The organism is Streptomyces xiamenensis (assembly GCF_000993785.3).
Taxonomy (GTDB): domain Bacteria; phylum Actinomycetota; class Actinomycetes; order Streptomycetales; family Streptomycetaceae; genus Streptomyces; species Streptomyces xiamenensis.
The window spans coordinates 5,001,463-5,016,558 of sequence record NZ_CP009922.3; the positions used below are offsets into that span (position 1 = coordinate 5,001,463).

At 73.8% G+C, this 15,096-nt stretch carries 13 protein-coding genes; 7 read left to right on the forward strand and 6 right to left on the reverse strand.

Translation table 11 applies throughout. The features are described 5' to 3' along the window. Positions 1 to 4 precede the first annotated feature (4 nt). A complete protein-coding gene (locus SXIM_RS23030; protein WP_030730478.1) occupies positions 5 to 847 on the reverse strand; it encodes a PPK2 family polyphosphate kinase in 843 nt (280 codons plus the stop codon). 69 nt (positions 848 to 916) lie between these two features. Beyond that, on the reverse strand, positions 917 to 2,014 hold the full coding sequence (gene zapE / locus SXIM_RS23035; protein ID WP_030730480.1) for a cell division protein ZapE: 1,098 nt from the start codon (positions 2,012 to 2,014) through the stop codon (positions 917 to 919). Positions 2,015 to 2,074: 60 nt separating this feature from the next. Between zapE and SXIM_RS23040 the strand changes: the two genes are divergently transcribed. The 5 genes from SXIM_RS23040 (at position 2,075) to SXIM_RS23060 (ending at position 6,008) form a co-directional block, all read left to right on the forward strand. Further along, entirely contained in the window at positions 2,075 to 2,851 is a 777-nt protein-coding gene (locus SXIM_RS23040; protein WP_046725857.1) for a pyrimidine reductase family protein, read from the forward strand. A gap of 131 nt (positions 2,852 to 2,982) precedes the next feature. Next, on the forward strand, positions 2,983 to 3,450 hold the full coding sequence (locus tag SXIM_RS23045; protein WP_030730482.1) for a hypothetical protein: 468 nt from the start codon (positions 2,983 to 2,985) through the stop codon (positions 3,448 to 3,450). 109 nt (positions 3,451 to 3,559) lie between these two features. Further along, positions 3,560 to 4,963, forward strand: coding sequence for a UDP-N-acetylmuramate--L-alanine ligase (murC, locus tag SXIM_RS23050; protein WP_030730484.1), 1,404 nt, complete (start codon positions 3,560 to 3,562; stop codon positions 4,961 to 4,963). Positions 4,964 to 4,989: 26 nt separating this feature from the next. Further along, positions 4,990 to 5,415 carry a peptide-methionine (R)-S-oxide reductase MsrB gene (gene msrB, locus SXIM_RS23055; protein WP_030730486.1) on the forward strand — a complete coding sequence of 142 codons (426 nt, stop codon included), beginning with the start codon at positions 4,990 to 4,992 and terminating at the stop codon, positions 5,413 to 5,415. Continuing rightward, entirely contained in the window at positions 5,412 to 6,008 is a 597-nt protein-coding gene (locus SXIM_RS23060; protein WP_046725026.1) for a short chain dehydrogenase, read from the forward strand. The genes msrB and SXIM_RS23060 overlap by 4 nt, the downstream gene beginning before the upstream one ends. Here the strand turns inward: SXIM_RS23060 and SXIM_RS23065 are convergent. The 3 genes from SXIM_RS23065 to SXIM_RS23075 form a co-directional block, all read right to left on the reverse strand. Continuing rightward, positions 5,995 to 6,951 carry a carbohydrate kinase family protein gene (locus SXIM_RS23065; protein WP_030730489.1) on the reverse strand — a complete coding sequence of 319 codons (957 nt, stop codon included), beginning with the start codon at positions 6,949 to 6,951 and terminating at the stop codon, positions 5,995 to 5,997. The two genes, SXIM_RS23060 and SXIM_RS23065, sit on opposite strands and share 14 nt — an antisense overlap. Before the next feature lie 219 nt (positions 6,952 to 7,170). After that, on the reverse strand, positions 7,171 to 8,937 hold the full coding sequence (gene treZ / locus SXIM_RS23070; RefSeq protein WP_046725858.1) for a malto-oligosyltrehalose trehalohydrolase: 1,767 nt from the start codon (positions 8,935 to 8,937) through the stop codon (positions 7,171 to 7,173). 28 nt (positions 8,938 to 8,965) lie between these two features. Further along, on the reverse strand, positions 8,966 to 9,880 hold the full coding sequence (locus SXIM_RS23075) for a GNAT family N-acetyltransferase (protein WP_046725027.1): 915 nt from the start codon (positions 9,878 to 9,880) through the stop codon (positions 8,966 to 8,968). 225 nt (positions 9,881 to 10,105) lie between these two features. On the opposite strand from SXIM_RS23075, the gene SXIM_RS23080 reads away from it, so the two are divergent. Then, positions 10,106 to 10,660: an FHA domain-containing protein gene (locus tag SXIM_RS23080; RefSeq protein ID WP_046725028.1), complete on the forward strand. Its 555-nt coding sequence runs from the start codon at positions 10,106 to 10,108 to the stop codon at positions 10,658 to 10,660. A gap of 183 nt (positions 10,661 to 10,843) precedes the next feature. Here the strand turns inward: SXIM_RS23080 and SXIM_RS28300 are convergent, their stop codons facing one another. After that, the gene (locus SXIM_RS28300) at positions 10,844 to 13,696 is read right to left on the reverse strand and encodes an alpha-amylase family glycosyl hydrolase (RefSeq protein ID WP_046725029.1); all 2,853 of its coding nucleotides are present in this window, start codon (positions 13,694 to 13,696) and stop codon (positions 10,844 to 10,846) included. Between the two features lie 123 nt (positions 13,697 to 13,819). Here SXIM_RS28300 and SXIM_RS23095 point away from each other — a divergent pair, with 123 nt between their 5' ends. Then, positions 13,820 to 15,049, forward strand: a complete 1,230-nt coding sequence (locus SXIM_RS23095; protein WP_030730500.1) for an SAV2148 family HEPN domain-containing protein — start codon at positions 13,820 to 13,822, stop codon at positions 15,047 to 15,049. The last annotated feature ends 47 nt before the right edge of the window (positions 15,050 to 15,096 follow it).

Below are 15,096 nucleotides of genomic sequence, written 5' to 3' on the forward strand. Positions count from 1 at the left end.
GGCCTCACTCGGCGAGCAGCCGGCGCCGGGCCTCCTCCACGTCGAAGTCGCCGGGCGGGAAGCGCGGGTCGATCTCCCGCAGATGTTCCAGCAGCAGTCGGCTGACCGCCCAGTTGCGGTACCAGCGGTGGTTGGCGGGCACCACGTACCAGGGCGCGGCCCGGGTCGAGCAGCGTTCCAGCGCCGCCTCGTACGCCTTGCGGTAGTGCGGCCACAGGGCGCGCTCGGTGATGTCGTTGCGGCTGAACTTCCAGTGCTTGTCGGTGCGGTCCAGACGGCGCAGCAGCCGGTCGCGCTGCTCGTCCCGTCCGATGTGCAGGAAGACCTTCACCAGCACCAGGCCGTCGCGGGTCAGCGCCTCCTCCCAGGCGTTGATCTCCGCGTACCGCCGCGACCAGACCTCCTTGTCGACCAGGTGGTGCACCCGCACCGCCAGCACGTCCTCGTAGTGCGAGCGGTCGAAGATGCCGACCTCCCCGGCGCCCGGCAGACCGTTGCTGATCCGCCACAGGAAGTGGTGCCCCAGCTCCTGCGGGGTGGGTGTCTTGAACGCCCTGATCCGGCAGCCGGCCGGGTTGAGGTGCCCGATCACATGCTTGACGGTGCCGCCCTTGCCCGCGGTGTCCATGCCCTGGAGCACCAGCAGTACCCGGTGCCGGTCGCCGCCGGTGCTCGCCGCGAACAGCCGTTCCTGGAGATCGGCCAGGACCGGCGCCATCGCGTCCAGCTCGGTGCGCGCCTTGGCCTTCTTGCCCTTGAATCCGGGGGTGTCGTCCGGGTCACGGCCGGCCAGCTCCGCCTTGCCGCCCGGCGTCACCCGCAGCAGGTCACGCAGCTCGGTCGCCATGTCCCGATGATGGGCCCGCCCGCGCGGGCCCGCCACCGGGGTCGCGCGGTGGGGATCAGTCGCCGGCGGTCAGGGGGCGGGCACCAGCCGCCCGGCGTCGCGGGCCAGGGCGGTCAGCCGGGAGATGGCCCGGAAGTACTTCTTGCGGTACCCGCCGCGCAGCATCTCCTCGCCGAACAACTCGTCGAACGGCACCCCGGACGCCAGCACCGGGACCTCCCGGTCGTACAGCCGGTCGGCGAGCACCACCAGGCGCAGCGCGGTGGACTGGTCGGCCACCGGCCGTACGCCGGTCAGCGCCACCGCCGTCAGCTCCTCGCACATCGCCCCGTACCGGCTGGGGTGCACCCGGGCCAGGTGGTCCAGCAGATCGCCGAAGTCGTCCAGCGAGGCGCCGGGGGTGGCGTACGCGGCCCGCGTCACCTCGTCGTCGGTGCGTGGCTCCGGGGCCTTGGGGAGCCCGCGGTGCCGGTAGTCCTCGCCGTCGATGCGCAGCGGCGTGAAGTGCGCGGACAGGCCCTGGATCTCGCGCAGGAAGTCCGCCGCGGCGAACCGGCCCTCGCCCAGCTTGCCGGGCAGCGTGTTGGAGGTGGCGGCCAGCGCCACGCCCTCGGCGACCAGCTTGCCCAGCAGCGAGGACACCAGCACGGTGTCGCCCGGGTCGTCCAGCTCGAACTCGTCGATGCACAGCAGCCGGTGCCCGGACAGGGTCTTCACCGTCTGCTGGAAGCCGAGCGCGCCCACCAGGTTGGTCAGCTCCACGAAGGTGCCGAACGCCTTCAGCTCGGTGGGGGCGTCGGTGGCGTGCCACAGGGAGGCGAGCAGATGGGTCTTGCCGACGCCGTAGCCGCCGTCCAGGTACATGCCGCGGGCTCCGGAGCGCGCGGGGGTACGCGGGGCGCGCCGCCACAGGCCGCGCCGCCCGCCGGCCTGGGCGGCCGGTGCGCCGAGCCCGGCGGCGAAGCCGCTCAGCGCCTCCACCGCGGCGGCCTGGGAGGGCTGTCCGGGGTCCGGTACGTAGGTGGCGAAGCGCACCGCGTCGAAGCGCGGCGGCGGGACGAGCTCGGCCACCAGCCGGTCGGCGGGCACCTGGGGCGCGCGGTCGGCAAGCGCGGCGGGGGCGGTCGTTCCGCTGCTGGACTCGGGTATGGCGGTGCTGGACACAATCCTCCATTTTACGGGGCGTGCGCGCCTGCCGTGGTGGGACCGTATGTCACACTGCGCCCCATGCGACGCCTGCTGCCTCCCGCCCTCGATGTTCCGGATGACGCCCTCGACCGTCCCTGGGAGCCGGCCGAGCTGGCCGGGGTCTACGCCTACCCGCAGGAGCATCTGCACGGGCAGGGCTGGCTGCGCGCCAACATGGTCACCTCGGTGGACGGCGCGGCCCATCACGGCGGGCGCTCCCAGCCGCTGTCCCACCCGGCGGACATGCGGATCTTCGGGGTACTGCGGGCGCTGGCCGATGTGGTGATCGTGGGCGCCGAGACCGTACGGCAGGAGCGCTACCGGCCCGCGCGGGAGCGTGCGGAGTTCGCCGCGCGCCGGGCGGAGGCGGGGCAGACGCCGGTGGCGGCGATCGCGGTGGTCTCGGCGAGCCTGCATCTGGATTTCTCGCTGCCGCTGTTCACGGAGCCGGTGGTGCCCACGATGCTGATCACCGGTCCCGCCGCCCCGCGGCACGGCCTGGACGCCGCCCGGGCGGCCGGCGCCGAGGTGATCACGGTGGGGGAGGGGGCCGAGGTGGATCCGCTGCGGGTGAAGGCCGAGCTGGTCAGGCGGGGCTACACCCGGCTGCTGACCGAGGGCGGCCCGCGGCTGCTGGGGGCCTTCGCCGAGGCCGGGGCGCTGGACGAGCTGTGTCTGACCACCTCGCCGCGGTACGCGGTGGGTACCGCCGGGCGGGTGATGAGCGGCCCGGGGATCGAGGTGCCGCGCGAGCTGGAGCTGACCTCGCTGCTGGAGGAGTCCGGCTTTCTGTTCGGGCGATACCGGAGGGTCTGACAATCTGCGGAATGGAACGTTCCGCTTATCCTGATGTGGGCAGACTGATGGCGCGACACCCCGTGCGTCCACGGGGAAGGATGGTTTCTGCCGCACCGGGCGGGACCCGGCCGCGAAGAAGGGCGCTGACCATGTTCACGAGCATCCTCATGATCGAAAAGCCACTGGTGCCCACCGACGTCGAGCTCGTCACCACGCTGCACGGGGACGAGGAGATGTCCTTCATCGTCCTCATGCAGCCACGCGGCGACCAGGACCGGCTGCTGCGCGCCCTCGACGACGTGGCCCTCGGCGAATTCGGCGACGCCGGACGCGAGGCCGACGAACCCGAGGACGAGGCCGCCCGTGAACCGGCCGAACGGGCGCTGACCCACTCCGTCGCCGCCCTGCGCGAGGCCGGCGCCCACGCGGTCGGGCAACTCGTCGACAGCCACCCGCTGCAACTGCTCACCGCCGTCGTCGCCGAGACCTCGGCCGACGAGGTCATCGTCCTGACCGCACCGCACCTGGTCGAGGAGTTCTTCCACCGCGACTGGGCCTCCCGCGCCCGGCACAAGGTCGACGTGCCGGTCCTCAAACTCTTCGCCCACGCGGAGTGACCCGCGCGGTGCGCCCGCCCCCGGACCGGAGTGCGACAATCGAGCGGCAGCGCAGACCAGGGATGATCGGCGCAGACCAGGGATGACCAGGGACAAGGGAGACACACGCATGACACCGGCGATCCCGCCCGCCATGGAACGGCCCCACTTCATCGGCATCGGCGGCGCGGGCATGTCGGGCATCGCGAAGATCCTCACCCAGCGCGGCGCCCTCGTGGCCGGCAGCGACTTCCGTGAATCGGCCACCGCCGCCGCCCTGCGCGAGCTCGGCGCCACCGTCCGCATCGGCCACGACGCCGCGCACCTGGCCGACGGCACCAGCTGCGTGATCATCTCCAGCGCCATCCGCGACGACAACCCCGAGCTGGCCGCCGCCCGCTCCCAGGGCATCCCCGTGGTGCACCGCTCCGAGGCGCTCGCCGCCCTGATGACCGACAGCCGCGCCATCGCGGTGGCCGGCACCCACGGCAAGACCACCACCACCTCCATGCTCGCCGTCGCGCTCGGCACCCTGGACCTGCACCCCTCCTACGCCATCGGCGGCGACCTGGACGGCCCGGGCAGCAACGCGCACCACGGCAAGGGCGAGCTGTTCGTCGCCGAGGCGGACGAGAGCGACCGCAGCTTCCACCGCTACACCCCCGAGGTCGCGGTGATCCTCAACGTCGAGCTGGACCACCACGCCAACTACGCCTCGATGGACGAGATCTACGAGTCCTTCGAGACGTTCACCGCCGCCGTGCGCCCCGGCGGCACCCTGATCATCAACGCCGACCAGGACGGCGCCCGCGTCCTCACCGCCCGGTTGCGCGGCCGCGCCGACCTGCGGATCGTCACCTACGGCGAGTCGGCCGAGGCGGACGTCCGCGTCCTGGATGTCGTCCCGCACGGCCTGACCAGCACCGTCACCGTACGACTGGCCGACGGCTCCGAGCTGGCCTTCGGCGTCTCCGTACCCGGCCGCCACTACGCCCACAACGCGGTGGCCGCGCTCGCCGCCGGCGTCGCGGCCGGGGTCCCGGCCGCCGCACTGGCCACGGCGCTCGGCTCCTACACCGGCGTCGGACGCCGCCTCCAGCTCAAGGGCGAGGCGGCCGGGGTGCAGGTCATCGACTCCTACGCCCACCACCCCACCGAGATGACCGCCGACCTGGAAGCGGTACGCGGCGCGGCGGGCGAGGGCCGGGTGCTGGTCGTCTTCCAGCCGCACCTGTTCAGCCGCACCCGGGAACTGGGCACCGAGATGGGCCAGGCCCTCGCCCTGGCCGACGCCTCCGTGGTGCTGGAGATCTATCCCGCCCGCGAGGACCCCATCCCCGGCGTCACCAGCGCGCTGATCACCGACGCCGCCACCCGGCACGGCGCTCGGGTACACCCCGAACCGGAGGGCGGCAAGGACGCCGTCCCCGAGGTCATCGCGGGAATGGCCGGGCCCGGCGATCTCGTTCTCACCATGGGAGCCGGGGACGTCACCGACCTGGGACCGAAAATCCTGGACCGGCTGGCGCGGTAATCGTTGTGACTGAGGAGAGCGGAACCATGGGTTACGAGGTCGAGAAGACCGACGCGCAGTGGCGCGAGGAACTGACCGACGAGGAGTACCGGGTCCTGCGCGAGGCGGGCACCGAGCGGGCCTTCACCGGCGAGTACACCGACACCAAGACCGTCGGCGTCTACAACTGCCGCGCCTGCGGCGCCGAGCTGTTCCGCTCCGGAACCAAGTTCGAGTCGCACTGCGGCTGGCCCTCGTTCTACGACCCGGCCGACAGCGACGCCGTGGAGACCAGGGTCGACACCTCCCTGCCGGGCCGCCCGCGCACCGAGGTGCTGTGCGCCACCTGCGGCTCGCACCTGGGTCACGTCTTCGAGGGCGAGGGCTACGGCACCCCCACCGACCTGCGGTACTGCATCAACTCCATCGCCATCCGGCACGTGGAGGCGGAGCCGGGGACGGAGGCCGGGTGACGCTCGACGTCATCGTGATCGGCGCGGGCGGCACCGTGGGTGCCGCCGTCGCCGGCGCGCTGGAGGCACACGGGCACCGGGTGGTCCGTGCCTCCCGGCGCGGCCCGGCGCGCGTCGACCTCACCGAGCCCGCCACCGTCGACGCGCTGCTCGCCGCGCACGGGCCGGTGGACGCCGTGGTGTGCTGCGCGGCCAGCGGCGGCACGGCCCCGGTGGCCGGCTCCACCGACGCCGCGTTCTTCAGCGGCCTGGACGGCAAGCTCACCGGGCAGGTCGAGCTGGTCCGCAGGGCCCTGCCCCATCTGCGCGACGGTGGCTCGATCACCCTCACCAGCGGCACCATCCCGGACACGCTGCGCGACGCGGCGCTCGGCCGCCTCATCAACGCCGGTATCGAGGCCTTCGTCCCCGCCGCCGCCAGGGAACTGCCGCGCGGCGTACGGCTCAACACCGTCAGCCCCGGCTGGATCCGCGAGACCCTGATCTCCCTGGACATGGACCCGGCCCCCGGCACCCCGCTGGACGAGGTGGCCGTGTGCTACCTGGAGGCCGTGGAGGGCAGCGCGCGCGGCCGGGTGTTCACGCTGGACTGACGGCCGCCGCGCCGTCCCCGCCACCCGCACCGGCCAGCTCCGCCGCAAGCTCGGCGGCGGTCATCTGCCGCTCGTGGGTGCCCACCTGGGTACACGCGAAGGCCCCCGAGACGGTGCCCGCCCGCGCACACTCACCGAGACCCCCGCCCGCGAACAGCGTGTACAGGAACGCCGTCACGAACGCGTCGCCCGCCCCGTTGCTGTCCACCACCGGCGCCGCCGGGGTCACCGCCGGAAAGTGCTGTACGGCCCCGTCCCCCTCCCGGCTCAGCAGATGGCAGCCGCGCTCCCCGTCCGTGGCCACCGCCAGCCGCGCCTTCCCCCGCTCCAGGATCAGCCGCAGCGTCTCCTCGATCCGGCCCCGCAGCCCGGCCGCGCTCAGGAACACGTAGTCGGTGCGGAACGCCCAGGGATGGCTGTCCGGATTGACCCCGTCCCAGGCGTGCAGATCGGTCGAGGACGGCAGACCGCGGCGCTCCAGCTCACCGAACAGCTCCCGGTTGAACCCGGAACGGCACACGTGCACATGGCGCGCCCGGTCCAGATGCGGCCCCACGAACTCCGGGGGCAGCAGCAGATCCGCCGGATGCCGGCCGTCGTAGAAGGAGAACCTGCGCCCCGCCTCGTCCACCAGGTTGACGCTGCGTGGGGTGCCGTTGGGCGCGGGCAGCACATCGAAGCCGAGCCCGGCGGAGGTGAAGCGGCGCCGGATCAGGTCGCCCTGGAGATCCTCGCCGAGGAAGTCCAGGAAGTGGGTGCGCAGCCCCAGCGCGTGGAAACCCAGCGCGGCGCCGGTCCCGGTGTGCGCCACGTAGTCGCGGATCGGCGGGACGTGCAGCAGGTCGGCGTCCGGCACCTCCAGACGCGGCACCCGCACGATCGTGTCCACCCCGGCGGCGCCCACCACCAGGACGTCGTACGGCGGTTCGTTCGTGTTGCCCATGTCACCGATGATGCCAGCGAAACGGCTCGACCGGGGGAGCGGCGGCCGGGGTGCGGCCGTGGAGATCTCCCCTCTCCTGCGACGCGGGCCGGAGGTCCGGAATATTGCTCGGCAGCCATGACGGCCAGGTCACGGTGCCGAACAGCGTTCCCGTGAACGAGGCGGCGGGTCACGGCGTTCAGGACCTTCGCTGGGTCGCCGGCCCATCTCCGGGCGTGCTCACCACGGGCCGGACACCTCCCGGCCGTCGGCCGGGGTCAGGACCGCCGCCGACTCCGGCGGCAGCCGCAGGCCCGCCTCCGGGGCCGTCGGGGGTACGGGGTGGGTGGCCGCCAGGAGCGTGAGCAGGTTCGGGGGAACGGCCACGGTCGCCGGGCGGTCGGGCGAGAAGTTCACCGCCACCACCAGCGGACCGTGGCACACCGTCAGCCACCGTTCGTCCTCGTCGTACCGGACCGCTACCGCCGACAGCGGCTGCCCAGGTGTCAGCAGCGCGCGGCGGATCCTGATCAGCCGCCGGTGCCACCGCGTGAGCTCCCGGTGGTCCTCCGCCGCAGGATGCCGCAGCACGGAACGGTCGCGGGTCGCCGGGTCCTGCGGGTCAGGGATGTCCCCGGCCGCCCAGCCGTGCGCCGCGAACTCCGCGCGCCGGCCCTGCCGCACCGCCTCCGCCAGCGCCGGGTCCTGATGGTCGGTGAAGAACTGCCACGGTGAGCCGGCCCCCCACTCCTCGCCCATGAACAGCATCGGCGTCAGCGGCCCGCACAGCACCAGCGCCGCTCCCAGCGCCGCCCGCGCCGGCCCGGCCTGGGCCGTCAGCCGATCGCCCAGCGCCCGGTTGCCGATCTGATCGTGCGTCTGCGCGTACCCCACCAGCCGGTACGCCGGCGTCGCCGCCCGCTCCAGCGCCCGCCCGTGCCCCCGGCCCCGGAACGCCGAGTAGCCGCCGTCGTGGAAGAAACCCCCGGTCAGGGTCTTGGCCAGCGCGGCCATCGGGGCCCGTGCGAAGTCCGCGTAGTAGCCCTGCGCCTCACCCGTCAGCGCCACGTGCAGTGCGTGGTGGAAGTCGTCGGTCCACTGCGCGTGCAGGCCCAGACCGTTGCGCTCGCGCGGCGCGACCGTCCGCGGGTCGTTGCGGTCCGACTCGGCGATCAGGAACAGCGGCCGGCCCACCTCCAGGGCCAGCGCGTCCACCGCCGCCGAGAGCTCCGCCAGGAACGGCAGCGCCCGGTCGTCCGCCAGTTCGTGCACCGCGTCCAGCCGCAGCCCGTCCAGCCGGAAGTCCCGCAGGAACGCCAGCGCGCTGCCCGCGAAGTACGCCCGCACCTCGTCCGAACCGCGCCCGTCCAGGTTCACCGCCGAACCCCACGGCGTGTGGTGCCGGTCGGTGAAGTACGGGCCGAACTCCGGCAGCCGGTTGCCCGAGGGCCCCAGATGGTTGTGCACCACGTCGAGGACCACGCCAAGACCCGCCCCGTGCGCCGCGTCCACCAGCCGCGCCAGCCCCTCCGGGCCCCCGTACGGCTCGTGCACCGCCCACGGCGCCACCCCGTCGTACCCCCAGCCGTGCCGCCCAGGGAACGGGTTCACCGGCATCAGCTGCACATGGGTGATGCCCAGCTCCGCCAGGCGTTCCAGCCGCTCCGCCGCCGCGTCGAACGTGCCCTCGGCCGTGAACGTACCGATGTGCAGCTCGTACAGCACCGCCCCCGGCAGCCCGCGCCCCGCCCACGGATGCCGCCAGGGGTACGCCCCCGGGTCCGTCACCGCCGCCGGGCCCTCGGGGCCCTCCGGCAGCCGGCGGGCCCGGGGGTCGGGCAGCACGGGGCCCTGGGGGTCGTCCAGCACGAAGCCGTAGCGGGAGCCGGGCCCGGCCGCCGCGTCCGTACGCCACCAGCCGCCCGCGTCCTCACGCAGCGGCAGCCGCGCACCCTCCAGCCACAGCCAGACCCGGCGGGCCCGTGGTGCCCACACCTCGAAGCGCATGGACACCATGCTCGGGCCCGCCCCGGCCTCACGCCAGGCAGTAGCGGTGCTGTGTCACCGGATAGCCCGCCCGGGCGAACGCCTTGGCCATCGGCACATTGCCGGTGTCGGTGGCGGCGTGTATGCGCTCCGCGCCCTCGGCGGCCAGTTGCCGGGTGCACTCCACCAGCAGGTCGTACGCGTAACCGTGACCGCGCTGCTCGGGGACCACGCCGATGAGGCCGACCACCGGGCTGCTCGGATTGTGGGCCGGCGCCTGGAAGCCGACCAGCTCACCCGCAGGGGTGTACGCCATACGCCACCACTCACGCGGCGAGGGACACCAGTTCAGGAACTCCAGCTCCTGCCGGGCGGCCGCGTCGGGGCCGTCCTGCGCGATCGCCCGCAGCGCGTGCGCGTCCAGCGTGGTGCTGTGGATGCGGCGCAAGATGTCCAGGACCACGTCGTCGTCGGGCTCGGGCCGGAAGACCAGCCGCCCCGGCGCGTCGGGGATCCCGCACTCGGGGGTCCACGTGTAGCGGAAACGTTCCACCAGCGGCTCGTAGCCAGCCTCGACCGCCGCCGAGATCCGTGCCCCGCCGGCCGCCCGGGCGAGCGGGTCGGAGCGCCAGCCGGGCGGCAGGATCAGCTCGTACTCGGGGCGCAGACCGCTGGCCCGCAGCAGGGCGGTGCCCGCCTCGGGGTCGGTGAAGTCGAACCAGTCCAGGGCGACCGGCTTGGTGTCGTCCGGCCCGCCCCAGTAGCCGGCGCGGGCCACGACCTCCCCGTCGCGCAGCGCCATCCAGAGCCACTCGGGCCGGTACTCGCCGCCCTCGGCGAGCGTACGGACCACGTTGTGCGGCGGGTCGAGCAGCGCGCGGCCGACCAGGCCGGGGTCGGGGAGCGAGGTGAAAAGGGTGCTGCTCTCGCCCTCGGCGAGGCAGCGGAAGACCAGATCGGTCATGAGGAGAGGGGTCCTTCCGGATACGGAGTGCGCGCGGCTTCCGTCCGGTCAGAGAACACGCCCGGGAACGAGGAGGCGGAAGCGGGACACGCGCGATGCGGTGACACACATGGCAAACGCCTCCTTCCCGGTCCGTGGGCGTGCCGGAACCGTACCCCGGTGCACCGGGGGAGGGCCAACGAGTTGTCTGGACAGAACCAACTCCCGTCCCGGAAACTTTGTTTCATGACCTCGATCGAGTCCGGTGTGCCCTCTCCGCGGATATCCGACGCGGATCGTGAGCGTGCCCTCGGCGCGCTGCGCGAGGGCATGGTGGACGGAAGGTTGTCCCACGACACCTTCGAGCGGCGGATGGAACAGGTCATGGGGGCCCGGCGTCCGGAGGAGCTCGCCCTGGCGCTGCGGGATCTGCCCGCCTGCGAGGGGGCGGCCGAACGCACCGGCTGGCTGGTGCAGACGGTGGGCCGGATCGCCTCCTTCCAGCACCGGATGTCCGCGGCGTGGCGTGCCGAGCGGCTGCCGCAACTGGTGCTGCCCACCCCGGGGCCGCACCCGCTGTCGATCGGCCGGGCCCCGGGCTCGGCGCTGCGGCTCAACGACGGGAGCGTCTCGCGTTTCCACGCCCAGCTGACGGCCGACGGGGGCGGGTGGCTGATACGGGATCTGGGCTCGGCGAACGGGACCTGGGTGAACGGCCGGCGGGTGACCGACACGCTGCCGGTGCGGCCGGGGGACGAGGTGCGCTTCGGCGCCGTCTCGTACCGCTTGAGCCTGCGGTGAGCGGGTACTGAGCCCGCGCCCGGCAGGCCGGTGGCGCCGGGGCCCGGCCCCGCCGCGGAAGCCGGTCTGCCGCCCGAGCGGGGGCTGGTGGTGTGGGTCGGCAGACCGGAGTTCCGTGGGTGATCGTGCCCGTGGGAGCGCTCCCAGTGTGGGGGCAGAGGATCGGCTTGTAAAGACGGCGCGTCAGAACCCGTCCCGGCGCACCAGCAGGGCGACCGGGCGGTCGGCGAACATCTCGGCGAGCCGGGCCTTGCCCTGGAACGCCGGCCGCCGCGCCGTCCGGCCCGTGTCCCGGCCGGCCAGCGCGTCGTCCCAGCGGCCGGGCGGCAGCGGCAGCACGGTGCTGTCCCAGCCGCCGGCGGCCTCCAGCGTCCGGGTGAGCCGGCTGACGGCGGTGAGCACCTGACCGGACCGGGCGAACGCCAGCGCGTGGTCCCCGGTGGGCCCCTCTGCGGTCAGCGGCTCGTAGCCGGAGTGCGCGCCGAACCACTCGGGGTGTGCGCGGCGCAACCGCAGCGCCACCGCGGTCAGCCACAGCTTCTCGGCGGGCAGGCCGGCGTCGGCTCCCGGGGCGGTGGCGGAGCCGGGGTCGGCCGCGCCCGGCAGCGGGCGCTCCGGGAGCCGCGGCGGGCGGCGGTTGTCGGGGTCCACGAGGGCCCGGTAGACACTCTCACCGCCCCGGTAGAGGTCGGGGACCCCGGGCATCGTCAGATGCAGCAGCGCGGCCCCCAGGACGTTGGCCCGGATCTGCGGTGCCAGTTCCTCGGCGAACCGGGCCACCGCGTATCCGGGCGCGCCGCAGGGGCCGCCCCGTACGAAGCGGTCCGCCGCCGCCTCGTAATCGGCGTCGGGGTCCGTCCAGGTGGTGCGCAGGGCTGCCTCGCGTGCGGCCTTGAGGGTGGCGTCCAGCAGCCGGGACGGGTCGGGGTCCGGCGCGAGCGCGAACGCCGTCTGCCAGCAACTCCACGCCAGGTGCGGGTCGGGGGCGGACACCCCGGCGTGCGCGGCGCGTTCCGTCACCTCGGTGAGCAGTTCCGCCCACCCGAGCGGATGTTCGGTGAGTGTGGCGAGGGCGGCGCGGACGTCACCGCTGCGCTTGGTGTCGTGGGTGGCGTACACGGTGCCGGTGAGCGGCCACGCGTGCTGGATACGGGCGCAGTGCGCGTGGAAGGCGGACACCGGCAGGGCGGGTTCGCCCGGGTCGCCGCCGACCTCGGCGGCGGACAGCAGCGGGGTGAAGCGGTATCCGGCACAGTCCTCGACGGCCTTGGCCCGCAAGGCGGAACCCACCTGGCCGAACCGCGCCCGGAAGTCCTGCGCGTCGCTCGCGGCGCAGGCGCTGGGGCCGGTGTCCGCGGTGCTCTCGGCGAGGAGGTGGAAGCCGGTGTCCGCGGTGGCGGGTGACGTGGCGTCGGGCGCGGCCGTCCTGGCCCGCACGGCCGGGTCGGCGCCTGACCTGCCGTCGCACGGGGCCGCCCGGTGGGTGGTCCGCGTCTGTGCGGTCGCGTCCGGCTCCGGAGGCGACCCGGCCCCTTCCCCCGCGGGGGTCCCGCCGTCTGTCGCATCCGCCGTACGGAGTCCGGCGTCGTCCCGGTCACGGAGCGCCGGGTCCCCGGTGGTTCCGGCCGTCGGTGCCGGCCCTTCGGCGGAGCGGCCGGCCGGGTCCGCGGGGCCCACCGGGTCGTACGGGGCGCCGGGTGCGGTCCGTCCCGGGGACCGGGCCGGTTCGGCCGGAGCGGTGTCGGGGCCCCGGAGCAGCGCGTGGAGCGCGTCCACCGCCCGGGCCTGCGCCGCCGTGGTGACCGCGCACCGGGCGAGGTCGGCCGTGCGCGCGAGCAGGGTCGTGTCCTGCCGCGAGGGCGGGCGGTCCGCCGCGAGGTAGGGCCGGTAGACCGGTAGATGCACCAGGAGTTCGGTCAGGGCGGTGCGCAGCGCCTCCGGCGTGTGCAGGTCACCGCACAGGCGGTGCGCGGTGCGCAGGAGGCGGTCGCGTTCGGCGCACAGCTCCTCGGCGAGGATCTCGCGTGCGGCGCGCCGTACGGTCGGTTCCCAGGCGCCGCCGAGATCGGCCGGGGCGGCGGTGAACCGGCGGTGGTCGGCCGTGAGCCGGTCCGCGCCCACCGGGTCGGTGAGGACGGCGTCCACGTGGCGCAGCGCGTCGTAGCCGGTGGTGCCGGCCACCGGCCAGCCGGTGGGGAGGTGTTCGCCGGTGGCCAGGATCTTCTCGGCCACCACCCACACGTCCGGGCCGGCCCGCTGCCGCAGCCGGCGCAGGTAGCCCTCGGGGTCGGCCAGCCCGTCGGGGTGGTCGACGCGCAGTCCGCCGATCACGCCCTCCGCGACCAGCCGCAGCACCGTCGCGTGGGTGGCCTCGAAGACGGCGGGGTCCTCCACGCGTACCGCGATCAGGTCGCTGACGGTGAAGAACCGGCGGTATGTCAGCTGTGCGAGGCCGGTGCGCCACCAGCCCAGCCGGTAGTGCTGCGCGTCCAGCAGCGCCGGCAGCGGCAGGGACTCGGTGCCGGGGCGCAGCGGGAAACGGTGGTGGTCGCCGTGGCGCAGTGTGCCGCCCTCCACCCGCAGCGCGTCCCACTGCTCCCGCAGGGGCGCGCCCAGCACCGGCAGGGGCAGCCGTCCGCCGCCCGCCGCCCAGTCGATGTCGAACCAGGCGGCGGCGGGGGAACCGGGGCCGTCCCGCAGGAGCTGCCACAGCGGGGCGTTGAGCCGGGTGTCGGCGGGGAAGGCCATGTGGTTGGGCACGATGTCGGCGATGATTCCCAGCCCGCGGGCCCGGGCCTTTTCGGCCAGGTCGCGCAGGCCGGCCTCGCCGCCGAGTTCGGCGCGCACCCGGGTGTGGTCGGTCACGTCGTAGCCGTGCCGGGAGCCGGGCACGGCCTCAAGGACCGGCGACAGGTGCAGATGGGAGACGCCGAGCGAGGCGACGTAGGGCAGGAGCCGGGCCGCGGCGTCGAATCCGGCGCCGGGCTCCAGCTGGAGGCGATAGGTCGCGGTGGGGGTCCTGGGCACCTGTGTCATGACCGCCGCCCACTCCGACTGCCGTGCCCCACGGCGTGGTTGAGTCCGTACCGTGCTGCGCGGCCGACCGCGCGCGCAGTAGGCTTCCTTGATCCAACGGCGGGGTGGAAGGCGGTGCAGGCGGTGAGCTCGTCCGGGCTTGAGCTGCCCTCGGGGAACGGGGGTGAGACCGCGGAGGCGCCCACCCAGGCGGTGCCCGTGCCGCGTCCCGTGGAGATCGGGGCCGATCTGGGCTGGAGCGAGGCTGACTGGTCCGAGGTGCGCACCCGGGTGGAGCGTGCCGGGCGGGCATATGTCTGGCTCAATCTGGTCGAACAGCGCCTGCGCTCGGTGGTGGCCGCGGTGCTGCGCCCGGTGTACGAGCCGGTGCACGGCGAGGAGTGGGAGATCGCGGCGGCGGGTCCCGCCGGACAGGAGTGGGTGCAGCGGGCGGCGGCGCTGCGGGAGGTGAGCCGCCGCAAGGGGCTGGTGCTTGATCCGGCCGATGACACGGTGCTCGCCTTCCTGACGCTGCCTCAGTTGCGTGAACTCATGGTGCAGCACTGGCCCTGTTTCGCCCCGTATTTGGACAATCGTCGCGAGCTGGAACTGACGCTGGACGAGCTGGAGGTGGCGCGCAGCGCGGTCAGCCGCAACCGGGGGATGAGCCGGGCCGTGCTGGAGCAGGCCGAGCGCGGCTGCGCCCGGTTGCTGCGGTTGCTGGACTCCGGGGCGCCCGCGGACGCCGGACGGTTGCCGGCGGACGCGGTGGAGCGGCTGGTGGGGGACCGGTTCACGGATGTGGCGGGGGTGCATCCGGACCGGGTGCGGTTGCAGCGGCAGCTGCCGCCGGAGGAACTGTTCGGGGGTGCCAGGCGGCTGGACGCGATGGGGACGGCGCTGGGGCTGCTGGTGCAGAACTATCCGGGGCGGCGGCTGGCGCATCTGGCGGCCTCGGGGTGCCGGGTGCGGCTGCTGTTCCTGAACCCGGCGAGCGGGGCGATGCGGCGCCGGGAGCGCGAGCTGGGGCTCAAGCGCGGGGAGTTGGGGCGCTCGGTGGAGACCAACATCCTCCAGGTGCGCCGGGTGCGCAGCAAGGTGCGCGATCCCGAGGCTTTCGACATTCATGTGTTCGATGAGATCCCCCGTTTCAGTGCTTATTTCGTGGACGGTGACAGCCCGGACGGGGTGGCCGTGGTTCAGTCATATCTAAGGAGAATACGGGGAATGGAAACCCCGGTTCTCGTTCTCCGGCGCACGGGCCGGGAGATACCGCACCGAACGGACGCGGCCGCGGATGGCGAAATCACGCTTTTCGAAACCTACCGTGAAGAGTTCGAATGGGCCTGGGGGAATTCCCGGCCGGTTTCGTGACATCGCGCTCCGTGTGAAAGTGGTAGCGTCTTTCGGGTCCTATTTCC

Bases quoted from the DNA above. Each gene is read 5' to 3' on its own strand.
- SXIM_RS23030 (WP_030730478.1), bottom strand. From the start codon at position 847: ATGGCGACCGAGCTGCGTGACCTGCTGCGGGTGACGCCGGGCGGCAAG.
- SXIM_RS23040 (WP_046725857.1), top strand. From the start codon at position 2,075: ATGCGACGCCTGCTGCCTCCCGCCCTCGATGTTCCGGATGACGCCCTC.
- SXIM_RS23045 (WP_030730482.1), top strand. From the start codon at position 2,983: ATGTTCACGAGCATCCTCATGATCGAAAAGCCACTGGTGCCCACCGAC.
- murC (WP_030730484.1), top strand. From the start codon at position 3,560: ATGACACCGGCGATCCCGCCCGCCATGGAACGGCCCCACTTCATCGGC.
- msrB (WP_030730486.1), top strand. From the start codon at position 4,990: ATGGGTTACGAGGTCGAGAAGACCGACGCGCAGTGGCGCGAGGAACTG.
- SXIM_RS23065 (WP_030730489.1), bottom strand. From the start codon at position 6,951: ATGGGCAACACGAACGAACCGCCGTACGACGTCCTGGTGGTGGGCGCC.
- treZ (WP_046725858.1), bottom strand. From the start codon at position 8,937: ATGCGCTTCGAGGTGTGGGCACCACGGGCCCGCCGGGTCTGGCTGTGG.
- SXIM_RS23075 (WP_046725027.1), bottom strand. From the start codon at position 9,880: ATGACCGATCTGGTCTTCCGCTGCCTCGCCGAGGGCGAGAGCAGCACC.
- SXIM_RS23080 (WP_046725028.1), top strand. From the start codon at position 10,106: ATGACCTCGATCGAGTCCGGTGTGCCCTCTCCGCGGATATCCGACGCG.
- SXIM_RS28300 (WP_046725029.1), bottom strand. From the start codon at position 13,696: ATGACACAGGTGCCCAGGACCCCCACCGCGACCTATCGCCTCCAGCTG.